Genomic DNA, 22,182 nt, shown 5'->3' with positions numbered 1-22,182 from the left:
GATCCTTTTGGGTGACAGTAATTGACTGCAACACCCGTACCGTTAACGCCGTTTTCGGCTCAAAAACAGTAGCCATCCGCACGCGCGGTTTGGTCTTTCAAAAATACGTTTGGTTCAACCGGAAAGAGGCAATAAAAGCGCTTGAAATCGGTGTCCGGTTTGTGTTTGGTTTTTGGCGTAAAACCCTACATGTAGGGTTTTTTTCGCGACGAGGTACAAGATAATGCGTTTTGGAGGGTGTTGCAACGTACTACCTGTGGATAAACCTGTGCGTAAATTGTGTGTGAAACGTAGAACGAGCGTGTAGGCCGCGACCTAGCTGGAGCGGACCGTTTTTCACTGATTTTCAATGATTGAAAACGGTCATTTGGATTTTTAAGGGCGCGAACCCTATCACAAAAAGCCGCGTTGTCCGAACGCATTTACCGGCTTGTGTTCTTGGCGAGCGGCGTTTATACAATCGGCCAGTGCGTACGCATTCTTATCCTCCCCAATCATTACAAAAAGACGGGCGGATCCTTCCTTATTAAGTGTTGTTGGCAAGCAGAGGTCATCGTGGAGCAAGAAGCCTGGCAGGTATTGATTGTCGAGGACGACCAGCGTCTGGCCGAACTGACCCGCGACTACCTGGAAGCCAATGGTCTGCGCGTATCGATCGAGGGCAACGGCGCCTTGGCCGCGGCACGGATCATCAAGGAGAAACCGGACCTGGTGATCCTCGACCTGATGTTGCCGGGCGAAGATGGCCTGAGCATCTGCCGCAAGGTCCGCGACAAGTATGACGGCCCGATCCTGATGCTCACCGCCCGCACCGACGACACCGATCAGATTCTTGGCCTGGACCTGGGTGCTGACGACTACGTGTGCAAACCGGTTCGCCCACGTCTGCTGCTGGCGCGTATCCAGGCCTTGTTGCGACGCAGTGAAACGCCTGAAGTGGCGCCGGAAAAACAACGGCGCCTGCAGTTCGGTCCGTTGGTGGTCGACAACGCATTGCGCGAAGCCTGGCTGAACGACAACGGCATCGAGTTGACCAGCGCCGAGTTCGACCTGCTCTGGCTACTGGTGGCCAACGCCGGGCGCATCCTGTCCCGGGAAGAGATTTTCACCGCGCTGCGCGGTATTGGTTATGACGGCCAGGACCGTTCCATCGACGTGCGCATCTCGCGCATTCGCCCCAAAATCGGCGATGACCCGGAGCATCCGCGGCTGATCAAGACCATCCGCAGCAAAGGTTATCTGTTCGTTCCGGAAGCCTGCACGCTGTGAACTCTATCTTCCTGCGCATCTATGGCGGCATGTGCGCGGCGCTGATTCTGGTGGCGGTACTCGGCGTGCTGGCCTTGCACCTGCTTAACCAGGTGCGCGGCGAGCAATACCGCGAACGCCTGGCCCACGGCACGTTCTCGCTGATGGCCGACAACCTGAACCCGATGAACGAGACCGAGCGCCACCGTGCCTTGCTGGTGTGGGAGCGTTTGCTCGGGATTCCGTTGGCACTGAAGACCTTTGCCCAGACCGACCTCGACCTCACCCAGCGCACCCGCGTGCTGCGCGGTCAGGCGCTGGTGGAACAGACCGGCCCGCATGCGGCGAAGGTTTACCGGTTGGTCAGCGACAAGGAGCAGTTGGTGCTGACTGGCGAAGTCCAGCAGATCAGCGAGCAACTGGCCCGGGCGACTATTTACCTGCTGGCCGATGAACTGGTGCGTTACCCGGTGGCCGAGCAACCCGAGCGCCTGGCGCAGTTGAAGCGTGACAAAGGGTTTGGTTTCGACTTGAGGCTGGTGACGATCGAACAGGCGGACATGGACGAGGACCAGCGTCGCCGGGTGTCCGAGGGCGACACCGTGATGGCGCTGGGCAAGGGCGGCGATTCGATCCGGGTGTTTGCCGGCATGGTCGGTACACCGTGGGTGCTTGAAATTGGCCCGTTGTATCAGATGAATCCTTATCCGCCGGAGTGGCTGGTGCTGATCGCCGCCCTTGGTTTGAGCCTGATCGGTTTGATCGTCTATCTGCTGGTGCGGCAACTTGAGCGCCGTTTGCGTGGCCTTGAAGCGGCCGCCACGCGCATCGCCAAGGGCAGCCTGGAAACCCGCGTGCCGGCACGCGGCGCGGATTCGGTGGGACGGCTGGCTTCGGCGTTCAACGGCATGGCCGAGCACTTGCAGCAACTGTTGGCGATTCAGCGTGAGCTGGTGCGCGCCGTGTCTCATGAGCTGCGTACACCCGTGGCGCGGTTGCGTTTTGGTCTGGAAATGATCGGCTCGGCCACCACGCCGCAGGCGTTGGAAAAATACTGTGAAGGCATGGACCACGACATCGAGGATCTCGATCGCCTGGTGGACGAGATGCTCACCTACGCACGACTGGAGCAGGGTTCACCGGCGCTGAATTTTCAGCGGATCGATCTGGATGCGTTGGTCAATCAGGTGATCGAAGAACTGGCGCCGTTACGCGCCGAGGTCACGGTGCAGCGCGGTTTGTGTCTGTCTGCCGCTGACAACGACGACGCGTGGGTCGAGGCCGAGCCGCGTTACCTGCACCGGGCGTTGCAGAACCTGGTGAGCAACGCCATGCGCCACGCTCAATCACGGGTGACCGTCAGCTATCAGGTCGGGCAGCAGCGCTGTCGAGTGGATGTCGAGGATGACGGGCCGGGCGTGCCGGAAACGGCCTGGGAGAAGATTTTTACACCATTCCTGCGCCTCGATGACAGTCGCACCCGCGCCTCCGGTGGGCATGGGTTGGGGTTGTCCATCGTGCGGCGAATCATCCATTGGCATGATGGCCGGGCGTTGATCAGCAAGAGCAAAAGCCTGGGCGGGGCGTGTTTTAGCCTGAGCTGGCCGAGGAATCAGGAGAAGCGTTGAGATTGGCGCAGGACCTGTAGCAGCTGGCGAAGCCTGCGTTCGGCTGCGCAGCAGTCGTTAAACATACAACTCGGTGCTTCAGATAAACCGCGTGCGCATGCATTTACGACTGCTGCGTCCGATCGCGGCCCGAGCCGAACGCAGGCTTCGCCGGCTGCTACAGGATCGCGTTCTCAGGCCTTGATGCTGACCAGACTCAACAACTGCCCATCCACCACCCCGAACTGCGCATCCAGCTCAGTGCCATTGCGCCACTCGCTGGACAGATCTGTCAGCAACCGCAGCCGCACTTCACCGCTCTCGGCCCACTCCAGAACTTCGGCATGTTCAAAATAAAAGCGCTGCTGAACGATCGGATACAGCGCTTTGAACAGGCTTTCCTTCACCGAAAACGTCAGGGTCACCAGCATCGCCAACTGATCGCAAGGGCCAGCGGTCATGCGTTGCAACTCGGGCGGGGTGAGGATTTCCCCGGCCAGTCGCTCGGCCCGTTCAGGGTTGAGCAGGTTTTCCAGGTCCATCCCCAAGCCGCGCCAGTGGGTTTTCTTCGCGACAATCGCCGAGGCCCGGCCGGTGCTGTGGGTGATCGAGCCCGTGATGTGCGTCGGCCACACCGGAGCCCGGTCCTCGCCGATGGCCGGGATAAAGTTCAGCCCTTCCAACTGTTGCAACGCCGCCCGAGCGCAAACTCGCCCGGCGAGGAACTCAGCCTGACGCTTGGCGACCGAACGCTGGATGGTGGGCGGCGGCTCGATGGCGCTGCGCTGGAAATCATCGCTGGCCAGTTGCGAGGTATCGAAGTGAGTGCTCAACAGCACCGTATCGGGCAGCGCAAACGGCAGCGGCCAATGGGCATCGAGTGGAGTGCAGCAGACGGGTAGGGCGGGTGCGCGATTCATGTGGGGCATTTTGCCGGGTTGCTCTCAGGCTGGGTAGCCCCACAGTGATCGTTCCCACAGGGACCGTGGGAACGATCACTGTGTCAGGCAAAGATTTTTTTGAAGAACGCCTGCATGTCCGCCCAGTGATTCAGCTCAGGTTCAGAGTGCGTTCAGGGGGAGTTCAGGGCCGGGTGAGTAACCTTGCCCCGTACCCAAATAGCACATAGCGCATAAGGAACTCCCCTATGACTGGTTTCAAAAAACTGCTTCTGGCTTTCACCGTCCTGAGCGCGAGTACCGCGGCTTTCGCTTCCGACGACAATTTCGCCAGCCTTACTTTTGGACAGACCAGCGACAAGGTCAAAAAGTCCCACGCCCTCAACGACAACCTCAACAGCCCGAACGCCGATGGCGTGATCGGCAAGGACAACACCTGGGGTGTGCGTCTGGGCCAGCAAAACAGCCAGGGCCGCTACTACGCCACTTACGACAACGTGTCGGGCTCGCACAATGGCATTAAGTTGCGTCAGGAAAACCTCTTGGGCAGTTACGATCTGTTCTACCCGGTGGGCGGCAGTACCAAATTGTTCGGCGGCGCCACGGCCGGTTTGACCAAAATGACTCAGGATTCCCCAGGCTTCAGCCGCGACAGCGACATCGGTTACGCCATCGGCGGCCAGGTGGGTGTCCTGCAACAGGTTTCGCAAAACACCTCGGTGGAACTGGGTTACCGTTATCTGCGCAGCAACGCCAGCACCGAGATGAGCGAACGCGGTGGCAGCAAACAGGGTTCGCTGGACCTGACCAGCAGCGCCCAGACCTACCTGTCGGCGAACTACGCTTTCTAAACTGGTCGCGGGCAAGTGGCAATGCCCGTCAGGTAAGCAAAAAAAACCTGTGGGAGCGAGACCGGCTTGCCGGCGAAGACGGAGTATCAGTCGACATCATCGTTGCCTGAAACACCGCTTTCGCGAGCAGGCTCGCTCCCACAGGGATCTCGCTTGACTGACGGGCGTCGCCCTGTCAGGCATCGCGGTTCGAAACGGTGCTGCTGGAGATAACGATTTGCGTAGGAGAGCGTTATGAAACTGCTGGTCGTCGAAGATGAAGCGCTGTTGCGCCATCACCTGCAAACCCGCCTGACGGACAGCGGCCATGTGGTCGAGTCCGTGGCCAATGCCGAAGAGGCGCTGTACCAGACCGAGCAGTACAACCATGACCTTGCGGTGATCGACCTCGGCCTGCCGGGCATGGGCGGGCTCGACCTGATTCGTCAACTGCGCTCGCGCGGCAAGACTTTCCCGATCCTGATCCTCACCGCTCGCGGCAACTGGCAGGACAAGGTCGAAGGCCTCGCCGCCGGCGGCGACGATTACGTGGTCAAGCCGTTCCAGTTCGAAGAACTTGATGCCCGGCTGAACGCGTTGTTGCGCCGCTCCAGCGGTTTCACCCAATCGACCATCGTCGCCGGGCCGTTGCTGCTGGACCTCAATCGCAAACAGGCGTCCCTCGATGAACAACCGCTGGCGCTGACGGCGTACGAGTACCGGATTCTTGAGTACCTGATGCGACATCACCAGCAAGTGGTGGCCAAGGACCGCTTGATGGAACAACTCTACCCGGACGACGACGAGCGCGATCCGAACGTGATCGAAGTGCTGGTCGGCCGTCTGCGCCGCAAACTTGAAGGCCCGGCCGGCTTCAAACCGATCGATACCGTGCGTGGCCTCGGCTACCTGTTCAATGAGCGCTGCACTTGATTCGTTCCCTTCGCGTCCGTTTGATGCTCGCTGCCACGATCCTGGCGGTGTTGTTCATGCTGGCGTTGCTACCGGCGATGCAGGGCGCGTTCAGCCTGGCGTTGCAGGACTCGATCGAACAGCGCCTGGCGTCAGACGTCACCACGCTGATCTCCGCCGCCCGGGTGGAGAACAACCGCTTGCAGATGCCGGCGCAGTTGCCCGATGAGCGTTTCAACCTGACTGACGGCCGTTTGCTCGGCTACATCTATGACCGCGAAGGGCATCTGGTCTGGCGCTCGAAGGGCACCCAGGAAGAGCACATCAACTACAAACCGCGTTACGACGGACGCGGTAACGAGTTCGCGAGGATCAGCGAAGCCAACGGCCAGGAATTCTTCGTCTATGACGTCGAGGTCAAACTGCTCGGCGGCAAGAGCGCGGCGTTCAGCATCGTCGCGCTGCAACCGGTGCGTGAGTACGAAGCCACCCTCGAAGGCTTGCGGGAAAACCTCTACCTCGGATTCGGTGCCGCCTTGCTGGTGTTGCTTGGACTGCTGTGGATCGGCCTGACCTGGGGCTTGCAGGCATTGCGCCGGCTCAGTCAGGAACTGGACGAAATCGAAAGCGGCACCCGCGAAAGCCTCAGCGAACAACACCCGCGCGAACTGCTTCGCTTAACCGGCTCCCTCAACCGCTTGCTGCACAGCGAGCGCGAACAACGCAGCCGCTATCGCGACTCCCTCGATGACCTGGCCCACAGCCTGAAAACGCCTTTGACCGTGCTGCAAGGCGTCAGCGAAGACATGGCCCAGCGCCCGGCCGATCGTGATCAGGCCTGGGTGCTGCAAACCCAGATCGAACGCATGAGCCAACAGATCAGCTATCAACTGCAACGCGCCAGCCTGCGCAAAAGCGGTCTGGTGCGCCATCAAGTGCGTCTGCGGCCGGTGCTGCAAAGCCTCTGCGACACCCTGGACAAGGTCTACCGCGACAAACGCGTGCGGGTGGTCTTCGATCTGCCGGAGCAGTGTTACGTGCCGATCGAACAGGGCGCCTTGCTGGAAATGATGGGCAACCTGCTGGAAAACGCCTATCGCCTGTGCCTCGGTGAAGTACGCATTAGCGTGCGCGAAAGCCTTGGCGGGATTGAATTGTGTGTTGAGGATGACGGGCCGGGCGTGCCACCGGATCAGCGAGCGCGGATTCTGCAGCGGGGAGAGCGGCTGGATCGGCAGCATCCGGGACAGGGGATTGGGCTCGCGGTGGTGAAGGACATTATTGAAAGCTACAACGCGAAGCTGACGCTGGGGGATTCGCCGATGGGCGGGGCGGCGTTTCGGATTCATTTTTCGGTGGTTTAGTGATTGGCTGGGCTGGCCTCATCGCGAGCAGGCTCGCCCCCACGTTGGATTTGTGGCGTTCACAAATACCCTATTCACAGCCAATCCCTGTGGGAGCGAGCCTGCTCGCGATGAGGCAGGTTCAGCCACCACAAGGCTCATGTCAGACCGCTAAACAAGCACTGTTTAAACGACACTTCCAGATACTCTCCCAGGCTACACATCCTTGCGCCGCTGCCTACGACTACGCCAGAATCCGCCGGCTTGTGCGCCTTGGGTCTGGGGCTCTATCGTTTCCCTGTCGCTGACCATCAGCGATCGGGTTTAGCAGCTCGGGTCATCTCTAGACGTACAGCGTCCGCCGTTGATGTTATGGCGGCTTTGCGTGGGGCACTTCGGTGCGCCGGGTTCTAGAGTCCTGGTCTGCTAACCCGCGTACGGCCGCCACCCCTTTTTCGTTTAGCAGCGATGCGTAGCGGCTCCATCACTCTAGGAGCTTCAGATGTTCAAGATCACCCCAAATCCGCCAGAAGCCGACGACGTTTCCCCGCACGAAACCCCCGATTCCAAAAAACTCAACGAAGCCGCCGACCGCGCCCTCGATCATTACCTCAACCCGGCCGTCCACATCAAAGCCACCCCGCGCACACCCGGCACCATGTTCATCGTCAACCCGGAACTCGATACCGAAACCCTGCTGGCCCACGCGTGTGAGTCGTTGGCCTCGGCCAATGTCATGACCATGGATCTGGCGGATCATATGGAGGGGCCGAGTCGCAATTCGCAGTTGGGGATTGCGCAGATCATCATGCTGGGCGAGCTGGCGGTGAATCGGGCGCTGGATAATATCGATCCGCAAGACTAGCGAAGGTCTGGTGGTGAGTGGGTAAGTGTGGTGCCTGACAAGAGTCGCCTGGTTTGAGATCCAGCCCTCACCCTAACCCTCTCCCGGAGGGAGAGGGAACTGATCGGGGGATGTCCAGCCTATCCTGCGACCTGAAAGTCCTGCATCGAATCCATAATCAACGGGGTCTTTCAGGTCGCAGAATTTCTTAAAACAACTCGGTCAGTCCCCTCTCCCTCCGGGAGAGGGTTAGGGTGAGGGCTGCTCCTGCGCCCGATAAGCCCCCGGCGTCAACCCGGTCCACTTCTTGAACGCCCGGTGAAACGCCGAAGGCTCTGAAAACCCCAGTTGCTCGGCAATCTGTTGCAACGACAGGTCCGCACGCCCCAGGTGATAAATCGCAATGTCCCGCCGCAGCTGATCCTTCAACTCCTGAAAACTCGACCCTTCCTCCCGCAAATGCCGACGCAAGGTTTGCGGACTGATGTGCAGGTGTGCGGCCACCGATTCCAGATCTGGCCAGTGTGAACTGTCGCGGCTGAGCAATCGGCGCAACTGGCTGCTCAAACTGTCGCCATCATCCGGGCGCGACAACAGGTCGGCGGGGGAGCGTTCGAGGAAATGTTTGAGTGTCCGTTCGTCCTGCAACAGCGGCATGTTCAGGTAGCGACTGTGAAACAGCAGGCTGCTCTGCTCGGTGGAAAACTCCATCGGGCAGGGGAACAGCAAATCGTATTCGGCGCCGTGCTCGGGTTTCGGGTAGCTGAATGTCGCCTGTTCCAGCCGAATGCGCTGGCCGATCAGCCAGCTGCCGAGTCGATGCCACACCATCAGCTGGCTCTCGATGAGGAAGTGGTCCGGGTCGCGGAACTGCGAATCGTCGAGGCTGAGGCGGATCATGTCGTCTTCGCGGGTCAGGGTCAGACGCGGGCTGTCGGGGAATAAGCTGTAAAACAATAGGCCGCGGTGGAGTGCTTTCTCCAGATTGCGGCAGTGGATCACCGCATGGCACATCATCGCGAAGCTGCCGGGTTTGCTCGGCGCCTGTCCGAAGCCCAGGTATTCGTCGTCCAGGACCAGCCACAGCCCCTGGATCAATCGAGCGAACTGCTCGGGTGCGATTCGGGCGCGCGGCTCCTCAAGCAACTCGGGGCTGATCCCCAGTTGCTGCAACAGACTTGAATAGTCGTAGCCACGCCGACGCGCGCCACCGAGGGCGGCGCGGGCGAAATGGCTGGCGATGGTGCGTTCGCGCATAGAGGGCAGGTCCGTCCACTGAGCAATGGATGGTAGCGGTGCCCGTCGAGGATGAACAAGGCGGATATCCGCCAAATTGCAGGACGAGGTTTGGCGGGTGGGCGGAAATCCGCCACATCGTTGTAGCGGGTGAGTGACTCAAAAAAACCTGTAACCCTTGATGTCACAAGGCTGGCAGGCTTTTTTTCGAAGGTGGCACGGGGCTTGCGATACAAGCCGCAGAGGTCTGCCATCGTGCAGCTCGACAAAACAAATCCCTCCAGTGCAGGAGGGTTCGCAATTGAGGTGTCAGGGACAACAGATGGATGTTGTTACTGAGGCACTCTTGAGGAACTTTGCAATGACGACTCGTCAGCCACTGTATAAATCCCTGTACTTCCAGGTGATCGTTGCCATCGCTATCGGCATCCTGCTCGGTCACTTCTACCCGCAGACCGGTGTAGCCCTCAAGCCGCTGGGTGACGGGTTCATCAAACTGATCAAAATGGTCATCGCGCCGATCATCTTCTGTACCGTCGTCAGTGGTATCGCCGGCATGCAGAACATGAAATCGGTCGGCAAGACCGGCGGCTATGCGCTGCTGTACTTCGAAATCGTTTCCACCATTGCCTTGCTGATCGGTCTGGTCGTGGTCAACGTCGTGCAACCGGGCGCCGGCATGCACATCGACGTAACCACTCTGGATACCAGCAAAATCGCTGGCTTCATCTCGGCCGGTAAAGACCAGAGCATCATCGCTTTTGTCCTCAACGTGATCCCGAACACCATCGTCGGCGCCTTCGCCAACGGCGACATCCTGCAAGTGCTGATGTTCTCGGTGATCTTCGGCTTCGCCCTGCATCGCCTGGGTGCCTACGGCAAACCGGTGCTGGACTTCATCGATCGCTTTGCTCACGTGATGTTCAACATCATCAACATGATCATGAAGCTCGCTCCAGTCGGCGCGTTCGGTGCGATGGCCTTCACCATCGGTGCCTACGGTGTCGGTTCGCTGGTGCAACTCGGTCAGCTGATGATCTGCTTCTACATCACCTGCATCCTGTTTGTGGTTCTGGTACTGGGCGCCATCTGCCGCGCGCACGGTTTCAGCGTACTCAAGCTGATCCGCTACATCCGTGAAGAACTGCTGATCGTGCTGGGCACTTCCTCTTCGGAATCCGCGCTGCCACGCATGCTGATCAAGATGGAACGCCTGGGTGCGGATAAATCGGTAGTGGGTCTGGTGATCCCGACTGGCTACTCGTTCAACCTCGACGGTACTTCGATCTACCTGACCATGGCGGCTGTGTTTATCGCTCAGGCGACTGATACGCCGATGGACCTCACTCACCAGATCACCTTGCTGCTGGTGCTGCTGTTGTCCTCCAAAGGTGCGGCAGGTGTGACCGGTAGTGGTTTCATCGTGCTGGCAGCCACTCTGTCGGCCGTGGGTACTCTGCCGGTGGCCGGCCTGGCGCTGATCCTCGGTATCGACCGCTTCATGTCCGAAGCCCGTGCGCTGACCAACCTTGTTGGTAATGCTGTTGCGACCCTGGTCGTGGCCAAGTGGGTGAAAGAGCTGGACGAAGACAAGCTGCAAGTCGAGCTGGCTTCCGGCGGTCGCGGTATCTCCGACGAGCGTGAAGTAGACGACCTGGGCGTGGCTGAAGGCCCAACCCCGTCCAGCGTCAAGTAAGTACTCTGGCAGCATGAGAAACCCGCTTCGGCGGGTTTTTTCATGCTTGCGATTTGAGCGCAACGGTCAGCGCATCTGACGCATAAGGTGATTGCTGCAAGGGCGTTGGCTGCCTAGTCTGGAGGCATCGTTTACGGAGAACTCCCATGCTCGGTCCACTGGCATCACTCAAGGTTCTGGATTTCTCGACACTGCTGCCGGGGCCGTTCGCCTCGTTGTTGCTGGCTGACATGGGCGCCGAGGTGTTGCGCATCGAATCGCCAACGCGCATGGACCTGCTGCGGGTCTTGCCGCCTCACGATCAGGGCGTCTCCGCCAGTCACGCTTACCTCAATCGCAACAAGCGCAGCCTGGCGCTGGACCTCAAGCAGCCTCAGGCGCTGGAGGTGATCAAGCAGTTGCTGCAGGACTACGACATCGTGCTGGAGCAGTTCCGCCCCGGCGTGATGGAACGATTGGGCCTGGGTTATGAAGCCTTGAAGGCGATCAATCCGAAACTGATCTACGTGTCGATCACCGGTTACGGCCAGACCGGCCCCTACAAGGACCGCGCCGGCCACGACATCAACTACCTGGCGCTGGCGGGGCTGGCGAGCTACACCGGCCGCGCCGACAGCGGGCCGCTGCCGTTGGGCATGCAAGTGGCGGATATTGCCGGTGGCTCGTTGCACGGTGTGATCGGGCTGCTGGCGGCGGTCATCGCCCGGCAACAAACCGGGCAGGGGCAGCATCTGGATGTGAGCATGACCGACTGTGTGTTCAGCCTGAACGCCATGGCCGGCGCCGGGTATCTGGCCTGTGGCGTGGAGCCGGGAAGGGAGGATCAGATGCTCAACGGTGGCAGTTTCTACGACTATTACCGTTCCCGCGATGGGCGCTGGTTCTCGGTGGGCAGTCTGGAGCCCGCGTTCATGAAACAACTGTGTGCGGCACTGGGGCTGGAGGCGCTGGAAACCTTGGGGTTGTCGCCGGAACCGGCCTTGCAAAAGGCGCTGAAGAACGCGCTGAGGATTGAGTTCGAGACCCACGATTTCGCCGAGTTGTGCGCACTGTTTGCCACGTTGGATGCGTGTGTCGAGCCGGTGTTGAGCCTGGGCGAAGCGGTGCGGCATCCGCAGTTGAAGGCGCGGGCGCTGGTGACCGAAGTGCCGCGTGGTGACGGGACGACCCAGGCGCAGATGGCGTGTCCGTTGAAGTTTTCGCAAGGGTTGCCTGAGCCGCGGCATATCGGCGCGGCCATAGGGCAGCATACGGATCAGGTGTTGGGGGAGTTGGGGTATAGCGCTGAGCGGATCGAAGAACTGCGGCGCATCAAGGTGATTTTGTAGCGCCTGGTTAGACGCCATCGTCGGAACGCACACCACAAATCCCGCTATTCGACCCGCATCTCCCCACTAAACACCAACGTGCTCCGGCACCGCCGACACAAATAACGCCGCCCTTGCCGCACCAAACCATGGCGCTGGGCGGAAAACGGAAAGTCACTGTCCGCACACGGGCATTTGTAGATGTAGCGGGTCACGCTGCGGCGTTTGACGTCGTAGGTGTGGCATCGATTGGGCGGCAGCTCGTACACGCCGCGCATGATCAGTTGCCATTCTTCGCCATGGGGCTGGATGCGGTCGCCGAACAGTTGATGGGCGATCAGGTGCGCAACCTCGTGGGCCACGGTTTGTTTGAGGAAGTCTTCGCTGTTTTCCCGGTACAACTGAGGATTGAAGCGCAGCAGGTTCTCGTGCAAATGCGCGACACCGGCTTTTTGCCCGCGCAGCTTGAGGCTCACCACGGGGCGTTTGAAAGGTCGTTTGAAAAAGGATTCGGCTAGTTGGTAACAGTCTTCGACGCGGGTATTGAGTTGCTCGGGCATGCTTGATGGATCTCCAGAGGCGTCGAGTATGCCGCAACCCTCGGGACTTGCGAATCGCCGAGGCGCCGAATGGTCGTCACCGTTTTCCATCCTTGAGCATTAGAAGGCCGCCTTGCGGCGGCCTGTGTTGGCAGATCTTGTTTTTGGGTGATGTGTTGCTAATTGGTGTAGACCGGCCCCACGCCGAGTCCCCAGACAATTACAGTGAACGCCATGATGGCCACCAGCACCACCAGGCCTACCGCAAGCACCGAACTTGAAAACAGAAATCCCTCGTCTGATGGAATGTTCATAAAAGTGGGTAGCCCCACATACAGCAGGTACACCGTGTAGCAGATGGCCGCGGTGCCGACGATCATCCCAAGCCACATGTGTGGGTACAGCGCCGCCAGACCGCCGATAAACAGCGGTGTCGCGGTGTAGGTCGCAAAGGCAACGCAGCGTGCCAGGCTCGGGTTGGCGTCATAGGTACGAGCCATCCAGTGGATGAACGCGCCCATTACCGCCACACCGCCGAGCATCGCCAGGTACGACATGACCGTCATCCATATCGCGCTTTCCACCGTCAGCATCACCGGTGCGCGACTGCCAATGACCCAGCCGACCTGAGTGGTGCCAATAAACGCCGACACCGCGGGGATCGCCGCCAGAATCAGGGTATGAGTGAGATACATGTGGCTGATGCTTTCCTCCTGGTCGCCACGGATCTCTTTCCATTCTTGGTCAGGGTGGGTGAAGAGCCCCACTACGTGATGGATCATGCCAGTCACTCCTCTTGTATTTACCGTCGCCCCCCAGTGGAGCGCCTACGGGCCAAAGTGGCCGAGTAAGGAAAGGTCTGGATATGTGTGCGACCTTATGTCGCAGTATAGAAAGGTCTTAACGGTGCAGGTTGCAGGGCTTTAGAGCAAATTGCGCTGTAAACGGTCCTGTTAATCGCCGTAGGGTCTGTCATCAACCCAATCCCTTGTGGACTCTTCGCCGACGACGCGTTTTTGCGTAAAATGCCGGCCTTTCGTCACACCTCACGGATTTCGCGTCATGGGCACTCTTACGGTCAACCAGAACAAACTGCAAAAGCGCCTTCGCCGCCAGGCCGGTGAGGCTGTTGCCGATTTCAACATGATTGAAGACGGCGACAAGGTCATGGTCTGCCTGTCCGGTGGCAAGGACAGCTACACCATGCTCGACGTGCTGTTGCACTTGCAGAAGGTCGCCCCGATCAAGTTCGAGATCGTGGCCGTGAACATGGACCAGAAGCAGCCGGGTTTTCCTGAGCATGTGCTGCCGGCCTACCTCAAAGAACTGGGCATCGAGTACCACATCGTCGAGAAAGACACCTATTCGGTGGTCAAGGAGTTGATCCCGGAAGGCAAGACCACCTGTTCGCTGTGCTCACGCCTGCGTCGCGGCACGCTCTACACCTTCGCCGACGAAATCGGCGCGACCAAGATGGCCCTCGGTCATCACCGCGACGATATCGTCGAGACCTTTTTCCTGAACATGTTCTTCAACGGTTCGCTCAAAGCCATGCCGCCGAAGCTGCGCGCCGACGATGGCCGCAACGTGGTGATCCGTCCGCTGGCCTACTGCAACGAAAAAGACATTCAGGCCTACTCGGACTTCAAGCAATTCCCGATCATCCCGTGCAACCTCTGCGGTTCCCAGGAAAACCTGCAACGCCAGGTGGTCAAGGACATGCTTCAGGAATGGGAACGCAAGACGCCAGGCCGCACCGAAAGCATTTTTCGCAGCTTGCAGAACGTGATCCCGTCGCAGCTGGCGGACCGCAACCTGTTCGACTTCACCAACCTGCGTATCGATGAAACCGCCGCGTCGCGGTTCGTCAACGTAGTAAACCTCTGACACAAATTGTGTGGGAGCGGGCTTGCTCGCGAAGGCGGTGTTTCAGGCAACTAAGTTGTCGACTGACACTCCCTCTTCGCGAGCAAGCCCGCTCCCACAGGTTTTTCGATTACCTCAGGAGAGGGCATGCGCGATTACAAGTGGCTGCACGAATACTGTCTGAACCGCTTCGGTTCGGCAGCTGAACTGGAAGCCCATCTGCCCATTCCGAAAACCCCGGCGCAATTGCGCAAGATCAGCGACGACCGCTACCTCTCGACCATGGCGCTGCGCGTCTTCCGCGCCGGGCTCAAGCACAGTTTGGTGGACGCCAAATGGCCGACGTTCGAAGAGGTGTTCTTCAGGTTTGACCCGGAAAAAGTCGTGCTGATGAGCGCCGAACACCTTGAGCGTTTGATGCAGGACGCGCGGATCATTCGTCACCTGGGAAAACTCAAGAGCGTGCCGCGCAACGCGCAGTTCATTCTGGATGTGGCGCATGAGAAGGGCAGCTTCGGCGCGTTGATCGCCGATTGGCCGGTCACGGATATCGTTGGGTTGTGGACCTACCTGAAAAAGCGCGGTCATCAATTGGGCGGGTTGTCGGCACCGCGGTTCTTGCGGATGGTGGGCAAGGATACGTTTGTGCCGAGCTACGACGTGGTCGCGGCGTTGAATGCGCAGAAGATCGTCGACAAGGTGCCGACCAGTCTGCGGGATCTGGCCACGGTGCAGGGCGTGTTCAACCAGTGGCATGAAGAAAGTGGTGGGCGGCCGATGAGCCAGATATCGATGATGCTCGCCTACACCGTCAATCATTGAGACCGAGTCGATCCCTTCGCGAGCAGGCTCGCTCCCACAGGGTTCACGCTGCCTTGTGGGAGCGAGCCGGCTCCGGGCGGCGTTCCGACGAAAGCGGTGTATCAATTGGCGCTAATCTCGCCTTCGCCTGCAAGCTTGCGGTTCAACTGAAACCGCCACCGCACATACAACAGCGCCGAGCAGAACACCGCCAGGCTCGCGCCCATTTCCAGCAAACCAAACAGCTGCCGGTTCGGGTCATATGCCGCCAGTGCGCCCTTGATGAAATACAGGTTCACCACAAAACACATCCATGAATGCCCGCGCGCGCTGCCGATAATCATCCCCGGCGCCAGCAACAGCAGCGGCACCAGTTCGATCAGCAGAATCACCCACGGCCGTGCGCCGTGCAGGTCGGCGACCACCAGGTAGTAGGCGCACAGCAAACCCACCAAACCGAAGTAGCACAGCAGGCTGATGACGCGCATCGCCCGAACCCGCGGTTCGAGCCATTCGATGGAGGGCAAAATTTTCGGCTTTTTGGCCACGTCAGTTCCCCAGTTTCTGTGCAGTCTTCGCCAAGCGCAGGCCCAAGGCCCGACACAGCGCGACTTCATGTTCATTCAAGCCGCTTTTGCCATCGGCCCCGGCGTGATGGCTGGCGCCGTAAGGCGTGCCGCCACCACGGGTTTCCAGCAAGGCAGATTCGCTGTACGGCAGGCCGGTGATCAGCATGCCGTGGTGCAGCAACGGCAACATCATCGACAGCAGCGTGGTTTCCTGGCCGCCGTGCAGGCTCGCGGTGGAGGTGAAAACGCCAGCCGGTTTGCCCACCAGCGCACCGGTCAGCCAAAGGTTGCTGGTGCCGTCGAGGAAGTACTTGAGCGGCGCCGCCATGTTGCCGAACCGGGTCGGGCTGCCCATGGCCAGGCCCGCGCAGTTCTTCAAATCGTCGAGGCTGGCGTACAGCGCGCCTTCGTCCGGGATGTCCGGCGACACGGCTTCGCACTCGGTGGAAATCGGCGGCACCGTGCGCAGGCGCGCTTCCATCCCGGACTGCTCGACACCCCGGGCGATCTGCCGGGCCATTTCATTGGTCGAGCCGCTGCGGCTGTAATACAGGACCAGAATGTACGGCGCACTCACGGCAGCAACTCCAGCACATTCTCCGGCGGACGGCCGATGATGGCTTTGTCGCCGACTTCGAGAATCGGTCGCTCCATGAGTTTCGGGTTGGCGGCGATGGCGGCGATCAATTGCGCCTCGCTGAGGCTGTTGTCGGCCAGGTTGAGGGTTTTGTATTCGTCCTCACCGGTGCGCAGCAGTTGCCGGGCGCTGATGCGGAGCTTGGTCAGCAGGCTCTGGATTTGCGCAGCGTCCAGCGGGGTGTCCAGGTAGCGGACCACCGTCGGGGTCAGGCCACGGGCTTCGAGCAGTTCGAGCGCACCGCGGGATTTCGAGCAGCGCGGGTTGTGATAAAGCGTCAGATCGGTCATGTGCGGTTCGCATCTTGCGTAAGGTGACGGCTATTCTAACTGTGCAGCGCGTAATCCAGAACCTTGGGAGGCGATGGGTCGCAGGCGCATTCAATTTTGAACAAGGAATACGACATGACTAGGCGACTGGCAGCGGCATTGGCGATCATCGGTACGTTATTGCTGGGGGGCTGTGGTAACGACTATGGCATCGACCAGAGCGGCCAGAAAGTTGCCGCCGAACGTCTGGACAAACAATGGCTGGTGCTCAATTACTGGGCTGAATGGTGCGGGCCTTGCCGGACCGAGATCCCGGAATTGAACACCTTGGCCGATCAGCTCAAGGACAAGAAGATTGGTGTGTTCGGGGTCAACTTCGACAATGTGCAGGGTGAAGAGCTGAAAAGCGCCAGCGAGAAACTGGGCATCAAGTTCACCGTGCTGGCCGCGGATCCGGCTGAGCTTTTTGAATTGCCGCGCAGTGAGGCGTTGCCGGTGACCTACATCATCGATAACAAAGGCAAGGTAAGGGAGCAGCTGATGGGTGAGCAGACGGCGGCGGGGGTGATGGCTAAGCTGGAGGCGTTGCAGGCGAAGAATTGAAGGTGGGGAGGGGATCTGAATTCTGTGTTGGGCTTTAGAACCATCCCTCACCCCAGCCCTCTCCCCAATGGGGAGAGGGGGAGAGGGGGAAAGGGGGCCGATCGGGGCTTTTCAGTACCTGAGTTCGACTCGATTTTCCCGGTCGCAGAATATTTGAAAGCCAACTCGATCAGTCCCCTCTACCTCTGGGAGAGGGTTAGGGTGAGGGCTGGCGATCTAACTGCTCAACCCTCTTCAAGCCACCAACGCAACGGCTTCCCTTGCGCCGGCCAGAAACGCATCTGCGCCATCGGCGAGACGTCCCAACGCTGAACGTTTTCCAACGCCTGGAGGAAACGCTTTTCCTGCTCCATCAACGCCGGCGCACACAGTTTGCGGGTGCTGCCAACCTTGCCGAAGCTCAGCTTGTCGTCTTCCAGGGTGTACGGCGCGAACCAGTGGTTGCAGCCGCCGTTGCCGTAGGCTCGACCGTCTTCACCGAGGGTGACGGTCAGGTGGCTGTAGTCCATCAACGGACGTTCGCCGATCCACTCCAGAATGTAGCTGCGGTTCTGTTGCAATTGCACCGGCTCGGCGGCGCAGCCCAGCAGGCTGGCGCCAACCATAGCGGTCAGAGCGAAGCGTTTCATCACGCGGGCTCCTGGCATTTCGGGCACAGGTGCTTCTCGCCGACCGTGGTCCAGCCCAGCTCGGCAATCCGTGCAGTGGCAGCAGGCTTTTCAGCCTTGTTGCCCAGCTTGGCGTCGACCGCGAACTCGAAGTTCAGCTCTTTGGCGCAGCTGTCGCAGTTGACTTTCCAGGTGTGGATCGCCAGTTCGCCGAACACCGGACCACTGGCCACCGCGACCCATTGGCCTGGCGGATTGATCAAGTGGCGAACCGTTTCGACGGTCAGGCGCATGGACAAGTCCTTGGCGCCTTTGAGGGTCACTACCAGCACGTCGTTGTTACGAATCGAGCCGCCGTTGCCGGTGACTTGATAACGCCCCGGCACAAGGGCGCGGCATTCGGTGAGGGTGTGTTGCGGGTTCATCAGGCTATAGCGGAAATCGTGTTCGACCATGGGTCCTCCAAATATGCGCGGCATGCTAGCACGGACATCAGCGCAGCATGGCGCGGGCGTATGACCTTCGATCTGGTTCAGTCACCCTTTACCAGATTCGCAGGCGCGCCCGCCGCCCAGGCGGCGATGTTCAGCAAGGTGGTCGCGGCAATCGCGCCCAGGGCTTCGCGGGTCAGGAAGGCCTGGTGAGCGGTGATGATCACGTTCGGAAAGGTCAGCAGCCGCGCCAGCACATCGTCCTGCAGCGGCAGGTCGGAACGGTCCTCGAAGAACAGCTGTGCCTCCTCTTCATAAACATCCAGCCCCAGATAACCCAGTTGACCGTCCTTTAACGCGTCGATCAGCGCCGGTGTGTCCACCAGACCACCGCGGCCGGTGTTGATCAGCATCGCACCCGCTTGCATGTGCGACAGTGACTCGCGATTGATCAAGTGTTTGCTTTGTTCGTTGAGCGGGCAGTGCAGGCTGATGATCTGCGACTCGGCCAGCAGTTGCGGCAGGCTCAGGTAACGGGCGCCGAGGGCTTCGACTTGCGGGTTGGGGAAGGGGTCATACGCCAGCAATTGGCAGCCAAAGCCGTTCATGATTTTCGCGAAGGTCGCGCCGATCTGCCCGGTGCCGACCACGCCGACGGTCTTGCCCACCAGGTCGAAGCCGGTCAGCCCGTGCAGGCTGAAATCCCCTTCGCGCGTACGGTTGTAAGCCCGGTGCAGGCGTCGGTTGAGCGCCAGGATCAGCGCCACCGCATGTTCCGCCACCGCGTGGGGCGAGTAGGCCGGGACGCGCGCAATCGCCAGCCCCAGACGCTTTGCCACTGCCAGATCGACATGGTTGTAACCGGCCGAGCGCAGGGCGATCAGGCGCGTGCCGCCCGCGGCCAGGCGTTCGAGCACCGGCGCGCTGAGGTCATCATTAATGAAGGCACAGACCACCTCGTGATGCTCCGCCAGCGCCACCGTATCAAGGCTCAGTCGCGCCGATTGAAAGTGCAGTTCAATGCCGGCCGGTAGCTCGGCACTGAGAAAACTGTCGCGGTCGTAGGTCTGGTTGCTGAAAAGAATCGTGCGCATGCGGTCCTCCTGGAATGTACATCAGGCATTTATACGGGCATGGGCGGCCAGGCGATTGATGGCCCGGTCGAGGTCTTCCAGTGCGCTGGGGGCTTTCGAGTCCTGTTGCTTGAGCAGGGTTTCGCTGCGCTGGCAGGCGGCGCGCAGTTGCGGGACACCGCAATAACGGGTCGCGCCGTGCAGGCGATGGACGCGCTCGATCAGGGCGTTCTGGTCGTTGGTTTCCCGGGCGAAGCGAATCGCCTCGCGGTCGGCTTCCAGAGATGCCAGCAGCATTGCCAGCATGTCCGCCGCCAGATCAGCCTTGCCAGCGGCCAGGCGCAAACCTTCTTCGTGATCGAGCACCTGCAACTCATGACTGCCACCGTGGCTTTCGCTGGAGCGCTCCGGCCCATGATTGCGCAGCGCCAGGCCAGTCCACTTCAGAACCACTTGGGCCAGTTGCCGTTCGCTGATCGGTTTGGTCAGGTAGTCGTCCATGCCGCTTTGCAGCAGCGCGCGCTTTTCGTTGGCCATGGCGTGAGCGGTGAGGGCAACGATCGGCAGCGGCGTGCAATGCCGTTCACTTTCCCACTGGCGAATCGCTTCAGTGCTTTGCCGCCCATCCATGCCGGGCATCTGAACGTCCATCAGCACCAGGTCGAAGGTTTCGGTCTGCACCGCCTTGACCGCCGCGTAACCGCTTTCCACCGCGAGGACTTTGGCGCCCATGTCTTCGAGCAGGGTTTGCACCAGCAGCAGGTTGGCCGGGTTGTCGTCGACGCAAAGCACTTTTGGCGCACGGCTGGACACCGGTTCGCCGGGTTCGCTGCGTTGCTGACGCGGATTGACCAGGTCGGACAAGGCCCGCCGCAGCTTGCGGGTGCAGGCCGGTTTGGCCTGGAGCTGGCTGTGCGGATTGGGCACCGAGAGGTGGAACAGCGTCTGTTCGGTGGTCGGGCACAACACCAGCACCTTGCAGCCCAGGTGTTCTAGGTCCCAGATGTGCTGGTTGAGGCGCTCTGGTGGCATGTCGTTGCTGGTGATGCCGAGCACCGCCAGGTCGATCGCCTGATCGGTCTGATGCGCGCCGGTCACGCCATTGGTCAGGCTTTCCAATGTATTGAACGGGGTGACTTCGAGGCCACAGTCTTCCAGTTGATGCTGCAATGCCTGACGGGCCAGTTCGTGGTTTTCCAGCACTGCCACCCGACGTCCGAGCAACGGCGGACCGGGCAGGTCTTCGGCATCGTCGCGGGTTTTGGGCAGGCTCAGGCTGATCCAGAATTCCGAGCCTTCGCCGGGGGTACTGTCGACACCGATCTCGCCACCCATCTGTTCGATTAGTCGTTTGGAAATCACCAGCCCCAGACCGGTGCCGCCCGGTTGCCGGGACAGCGAATTGTCAGCCTGGCTGAAAGCCTGGAACAAGGCGCGCACGTCCTGGTTCGACAGCCCGATGCCGGTGTCCTGAATGCTGATGCGCAGTTGCACGCTGTCTTCGTGCTCTTCCTCGAGCATGGCCCGGGCGACGATGGTGCCTTCGCGGGTGAACTTGATCGCATTGCTGACCAGGTTGGTGAGGATCTGCTTGAGCCGCAGCGGGTCACCCACCAGCGACAGCGGCGTATCGCGATAAACCAGGCTCACCAGCTCCAGCTGCTTGGCGTGGGCGGCCGGAGCGAGGATGGTCAACGTGTCCTGGAGCAGGTCGCGCAAGTTGAACGGAATATTGTCGAGCACCAGTTTGCCGGCCTCGATTTTCGAGAAGTCGAGAATCTCGTTGATGATCCCCAGCAGGCTGTCGGCGGACTTTTCGATGGTGCCCAGATAGTCGAGCTGGCGCGGGGTCAGCTCGCTTTTTTGCAGCAGATGCGTGAAGCCGAGAATGCCGTTGAGCGGCGTGCGGATTTCATGGCTCATGTTGGCCAGGAACTCGGATTTGATCCGGCTGGCTTCAAGGGCTTCCTTGCGCGCCAGGTCCAGTTCGATGTTCTGGATTTCGATGGTTTCCAGGTTCTGGCGCACGTCTTCGGTGGCCTGGTCGATGCTGTGTTGCAATTCCTCCTGCGCGTTCTGCAGGGTGCCGGCCATACGGTTAATGCCGGACGCCAGCGTGTCCAGCTCCTGGCTGCCAAGGGGCGGCAGACGGGTTTCCAGATGACCGTCCTTGAGTTGCGCCACCGCTTGCTTGATCTGACTCAGCGGCCGATTGATGCTCCGACCCATGCGCAACGCCAGCAACGCCGCACCGGCCAGGCCTGCGCCGATCAGCAGCAGGCTGGCGAACAAGCTGCGATAACCGCGCAGCAGCATGCCGTTGTGGGACAGTTCAAGTTCGACCCAGCCCAACAGGCGGTCGGCTTCGTCGGGAATCAAGTCACCGGCCAGATTGCGGTGCTTGCCGAACACCGGCAGCAAGTAACGCGTCGCGTCATTACCGCTGCGGCGCAGCATCTGCGAACTGTTGCCGATCGGGGCCTGATTGAGCATGGTCGGGCCGGCATGGGCCAACAGGGAGCGGTCGGGCGCGAGGAACGTTACGGCGCGCACGTCCGGTTGTTCGAGGGATTGGGTGGCAATGCGTTCCAGCAGCTCGGTGTTCTTGTGGCCCATGGCCGGGGCCACCAAGGGCGCCAGTTGTTCGGCGATCATCTCGCCACGCTGCATGAGCTGGGTTTGCAGGTCGGATTGCTGCATCCAGGTGAAATAGCCGCCCAGAACCAAGGCCATCAGGCTGGTCGGCAACAGGGTCAGCAATAGCACGCGGCCTTTAATTCCCAGTTTCTTGAGCACGCATCTCTCCTGCATCCAGCGATTTAATGACCTGCACGTACGTCCAGCACGCGCCACCTGCGCAGTGT

General features: G+C 60.3%; 22 protein-coding genes. 11 read left to right on the top strand and 11 right to left on the bottom strand.

Annotated elements, in window-relative coordinates; all coding sequences use genetic code 11:
* Positions 1 to 555 precede the first annotated feature (555 nt).
* On the top strand, positions 556 to 1,269 hold the full coding sequence (locus tag QFX16_RS21925) for a response regulator (protein ID WP_046046510.1): 714 nt from the start codon (positions 556 to 558) through the stop codon (positions 1,267 to 1,269).
* The gene (locus tag QFX16_RS21920) at positions 1,266 to 2,876 is read left to right on the top strand and encodes an ATP-binding protein (protein WP_283181323.1); all 1,611 of its coding nucleotides are present in this window, start codon (positions 1,266 to 1,268) and stop codon (positions 2,874 to 2,876) included. Before QFX16_RS21925 ends, QFX16_RS21920 begins: the two co-directional genes overlap by 4 nt.
* A gap of 173 nt (positions 2,877 to 3,049) precedes the next feature.
* Here QFX16_RS21920 and QFX16_RS21915 read toward each other — a convergent pair whose 3' ends face one another.
* Entirely contained in the window at positions 3,050 to 3,775 is a 726-nt protein-coding gene (locus QFX16_RS21915; RefSeq protein WP_283181322.1) for a 4'-phosphopantetheinyl transferase family protein, read from the bottom strand.
* 227 nt (positions 3,776 to 4,002) lie between these two features.
* Here QFX16_RS21915 and QFX16_RS21910 point away from each other — a divergent pair, with 227 nt between their 5' ends.
* The 4 genes from QFX16_RS21910 (at position 4,003) to QFX16_RS21895 (ending at position 7,704) form a co-directional block, all read left to right on the top strand.
* Positions 4,003 to 4,605, top strand: coding sequence for a hypothetical protein (locus tag QFX16_RS21910; protein ID WP_283181321.1), 603 nt, complete (start codon positions 4,003 to 4,005; stop codon positions 4,603 to 4,605).
* Between the two features lie 234 nt (positions 4,606 to 4,839).
* Positions 4,840 to 5,517 carry a response regulator gene (locus QFX16_RS21905; RefSeq protein WP_283181320.1) on the top strand — a complete coding sequence of 226 codons (678 nt, stop codon included), beginning with the start codon at positions 4,840 to 4,842 and terminating at the stop codon, positions 5,515 to 5,517.
* Positions 5,514 to 6,860, top strand: a complete 1,347-nt coding sequence (locus QFX16_RS21900; RefSeq protein ID WP_283181319.1) for an ATP-binding protein — start codon at positions 5,514 to 5,516, stop codon at positions 6,858 to 6,860. Before QFX16_RS21905 ends, QFX16_RS21900 begins: the two co-directional genes overlap by 4 nt.
* A gap of 481 nt (positions 6,861 to 7,341) precedes the next feature.
* Positions 7,342 to 7,704, top strand: a complete 363-nt coding sequence (locus QFX16_RS21895; RefSeq protein ID WP_283181318.1) for a DUF6124 family protein — start codon at positions 7,342 to 7,344, stop codon at positions 7,702 to 7,704.
* A gap of 228 nt (positions 7,705 to 7,932) precedes the next feature.
* Here the strand turns inward: QFX16_RS21895 and QFX16_RS21890 are convergent, their stop codons facing one another.
* On the bottom strand, positions 7,933 to 8,940 hold the full coding sequence (locus tag QFX16_RS21890; RefSeq protein WP_283181317.1) for an AraC family transcriptional regulator: 1,008 nt from the start codon (positions 8,938 to 8,940) through the stop codon (positions 7,933 to 7,935).
* Between the two features lie 340 nt (positions 8,941 to 9,280).
* Here QFX16_RS21890 and QFX16_RS21885 point away from each other — a divergent pair, with 340 nt between their 5' ends.
* Both QFX16_RS21885 and QFX16_RS21880 read left to right on the top strand, forming a co-directional pair.
* Positions 9,281 to 10,615, top strand: a complete 1,335-nt coding sequence (locus tag QFX16_RS21885) for a dicarboxylate/amino acid:cation symporter (protein ID WP_283181316.1) — start codon at positions 9,281 to 9,283, stop codon at positions 10,613 to 10,615.
* 146 nt (positions 10,616 to 10,761) lie between these two features.
* On the top strand, positions 10,762 to 11,943 hold the full coding sequence (locus QFX16_RS21880; RefSeq protein ID WP_283181315.1) for a CaiB/BaiF CoA transferase family protein: 1,182 nt from the start codon (positions 10,762 to 10,764) through the stop codon (positions 11,941 to 11,943).
* 44 nt (positions 11,944 to 11,987) lie between these two features.
* Here QFX16_RS21880 and QFX16_RS21875 read toward each other — a convergent pair whose 3' ends face one another.
* Together QFX16_RS21875 and QFX16_RS21870 are read right to left on the bottom strand one after the other, a co-directional pair.
* Positions 11,988 to 12,482 (bottom strand): SprT family zinc-dependent metalloprotease, encoded by a 495-nt coding sequence (locus QFX16_RS21875; RefSeq protein ID WP_283181314.1) that lies wholly within the window; start codon positions 12,480 to 12,482, stop codon positions 11,988 to 11,990.
* Between the two features lie 158 nt (positions 12,483 to 12,640).
* On the bottom strand, positions 12,641 to 13,243 hold the full coding sequence (locus QFX16_RS21870) for a Yip1 family protein (RefSeq protein WP_008147981.1): 603 nt from the start codon (positions 13,241 to 13,243) through the stop codon (positions 12,641 to 12,643).
* Between the two features lie 280 nt (positions 13,244 to 13,523).
* Between QFX16_RS21870 and ttcA the strand changes: the two genes are divergently transcribed.
* Complete coding sequence (gene ttcA / locus QFX16_RS21865) at positions 13,524 to 14,348, top strand: tRNA 2-thiocytidine(32) synthetase TtcA (RefSeq protein ID WP_283181313.1); 825 nt, start codon at positions 13,524 to 13,526, stop codon at positions 14,346 to 14,348.
* Positions 14,349 to 14,474: 126 nt separating this feature from the next.
* On the top strand, positions 14,475 to 15,149 hold the full coding sequence (locus QFX16_RS21860; protein WP_283181312.1) for a DNA-3-methyladenine glycosylase I: 675 nt from the start codon (positions 14,475 to 14,477) through the stop codon (positions 15,147 to 15,149).
* A 101-nt stretch (positions 15,150 to 15,250) separates the two neighbouring features.
* On the opposite strand, the gene QFX16_RS21855 is transcribed toward QFX16_RS21860, so the two are convergent.
* The 3 genes from QFX16_RS21855 to arsC are packed head-to-tail and all read right to left on the bottom strand — an operon-like array spanning position 15,251 to position 16,624.
* Entirely contained in the window at positions 15,251 to 15,676 is a 426-nt protein-coding gene (locus QFX16_RS21855; RefSeq protein ID WP_283181311.1) for a DUF2069 domain-containing protein, read from the bottom strand.
* Between the two features lies 1 nt (position 15,677).
* The gene (wrbA, locus tag QFX16_RS21850; RefSeq protein WP_046046494.1) at positions 15,678 to 16,274 is read right to left on the bottom strand and encodes an NAD(P)H:quinone oxidoreductase; all 597 of its coding nucleotides are present in this window, start codon (positions 16,272 to 16,274) and stop codon (positions 15,678 to 15,680) included.
* Complete coding sequence (arsC, locus tag QFX16_RS21845) at positions 16,271 to 16,624, bottom strand: arsenate reductase (glutaredoxin) (protein WP_283181310.1); 354 nt, start codon at positions 16,622 to 16,624, stop codon at positions 16,271 to 16,273. Before arsC ends, wrbA begins: the two co-directional genes overlap by 4 nt.
* Positions 16,625 to 16,738: 114 nt before the next feature.
* Here arsC and QFX16_RS21840 point away from each other — a divergent pair, with 114 nt between their 5' ends.
* On the top strand, positions 16,739 to 17,206 hold the full coding sequence (locus tag QFX16_RS21840; RefSeq protein WP_283181309.1) for a TlpA disulfide reductase family protein: 468 nt from the start codon (positions 16,739 to 16,741) through the stop codon (positions 17,204 to 17,206).
* Positions 17,207 to 17,430: 224 nt separating this feature from the next.
* Here the strand turns inward: QFX16_RS21840 and QFX16_RS21835 are convergent, their stop codons facing one another.
* The 4 genes from QFX16_RS21835 to QFX16_RS21820 all read right to left on the bottom strand — a co-directional run bounded on the left by QFX16_RS21835 (position 17,431) and on the right by QFX16_RS21820 (position 22,114).
* Positions 17,431 to 17,835, bottom strand: coding sequence for an META domain-containing protein (locus QFX16_RS21835; RefSeq protein WP_283181308.1), 405 nt, complete (start codon positions 17,833 to 17,835; stop codon positions 17,431 to 17,433).
* Positions 17,835 to 18,269: a hypothetical protein gene (locus tag QFX16_RS21830; RefSeq protein WP_008147995.1), complete on the bottom strand. Its 435-nt coding sequence runs from the start codon at positions 18,267 to 18,269 to the stop codon at positions 17,835 to 17,837. Before QFX16_RS21830 ends, QFX16_RS21835 begins: the two co-directional genes overlap by 1 nt.
* Before the next feature lie 77 nt (positions 18,270 to 18,346).
* On the bottom strand, positions 18,347 to 19,339 hold the full coding sequence (locus tag QFX16_RS21825; protein WP_283181307.1) for a 2-hydroxyacid dehydrogenase: 993 nt from the start codon (positions 19,337 to 19,339) through the stop codon (positions 18,347 to 18,349).
* 21 nt (positions 19,340 to 19,360) lie between these two features.
* On the bottom strand, positions 19,361 to 22,114 hold the full coding sequence (locus tag QFX16_RS21820; protein WP_283181306.1) for a response regulator: 2,754 nt from the start codon (positions 22,112 to 22,114) through the stop codon (positions 19,361 to 19,363).
* Positions 22,115 to 22,182 lie beyond the last annotated feature (68 nt).

This window comes from Pseudomonas svalbardensis, from assembly GCF_030053115.1.
Classification (GTDB): Bacteria; Pseudomonadota; Gammaproteobacteria; order Pseudomonadales; family Pseudomonadaceae; genus Aquipseudomonas; species Aquipseudomonas svalbardensis.
The sequence above is the reverse complement of the archived record's forward strand: the minus strand, read 5'-3'. Positions and strand labels throughout refer to the sequence as shown.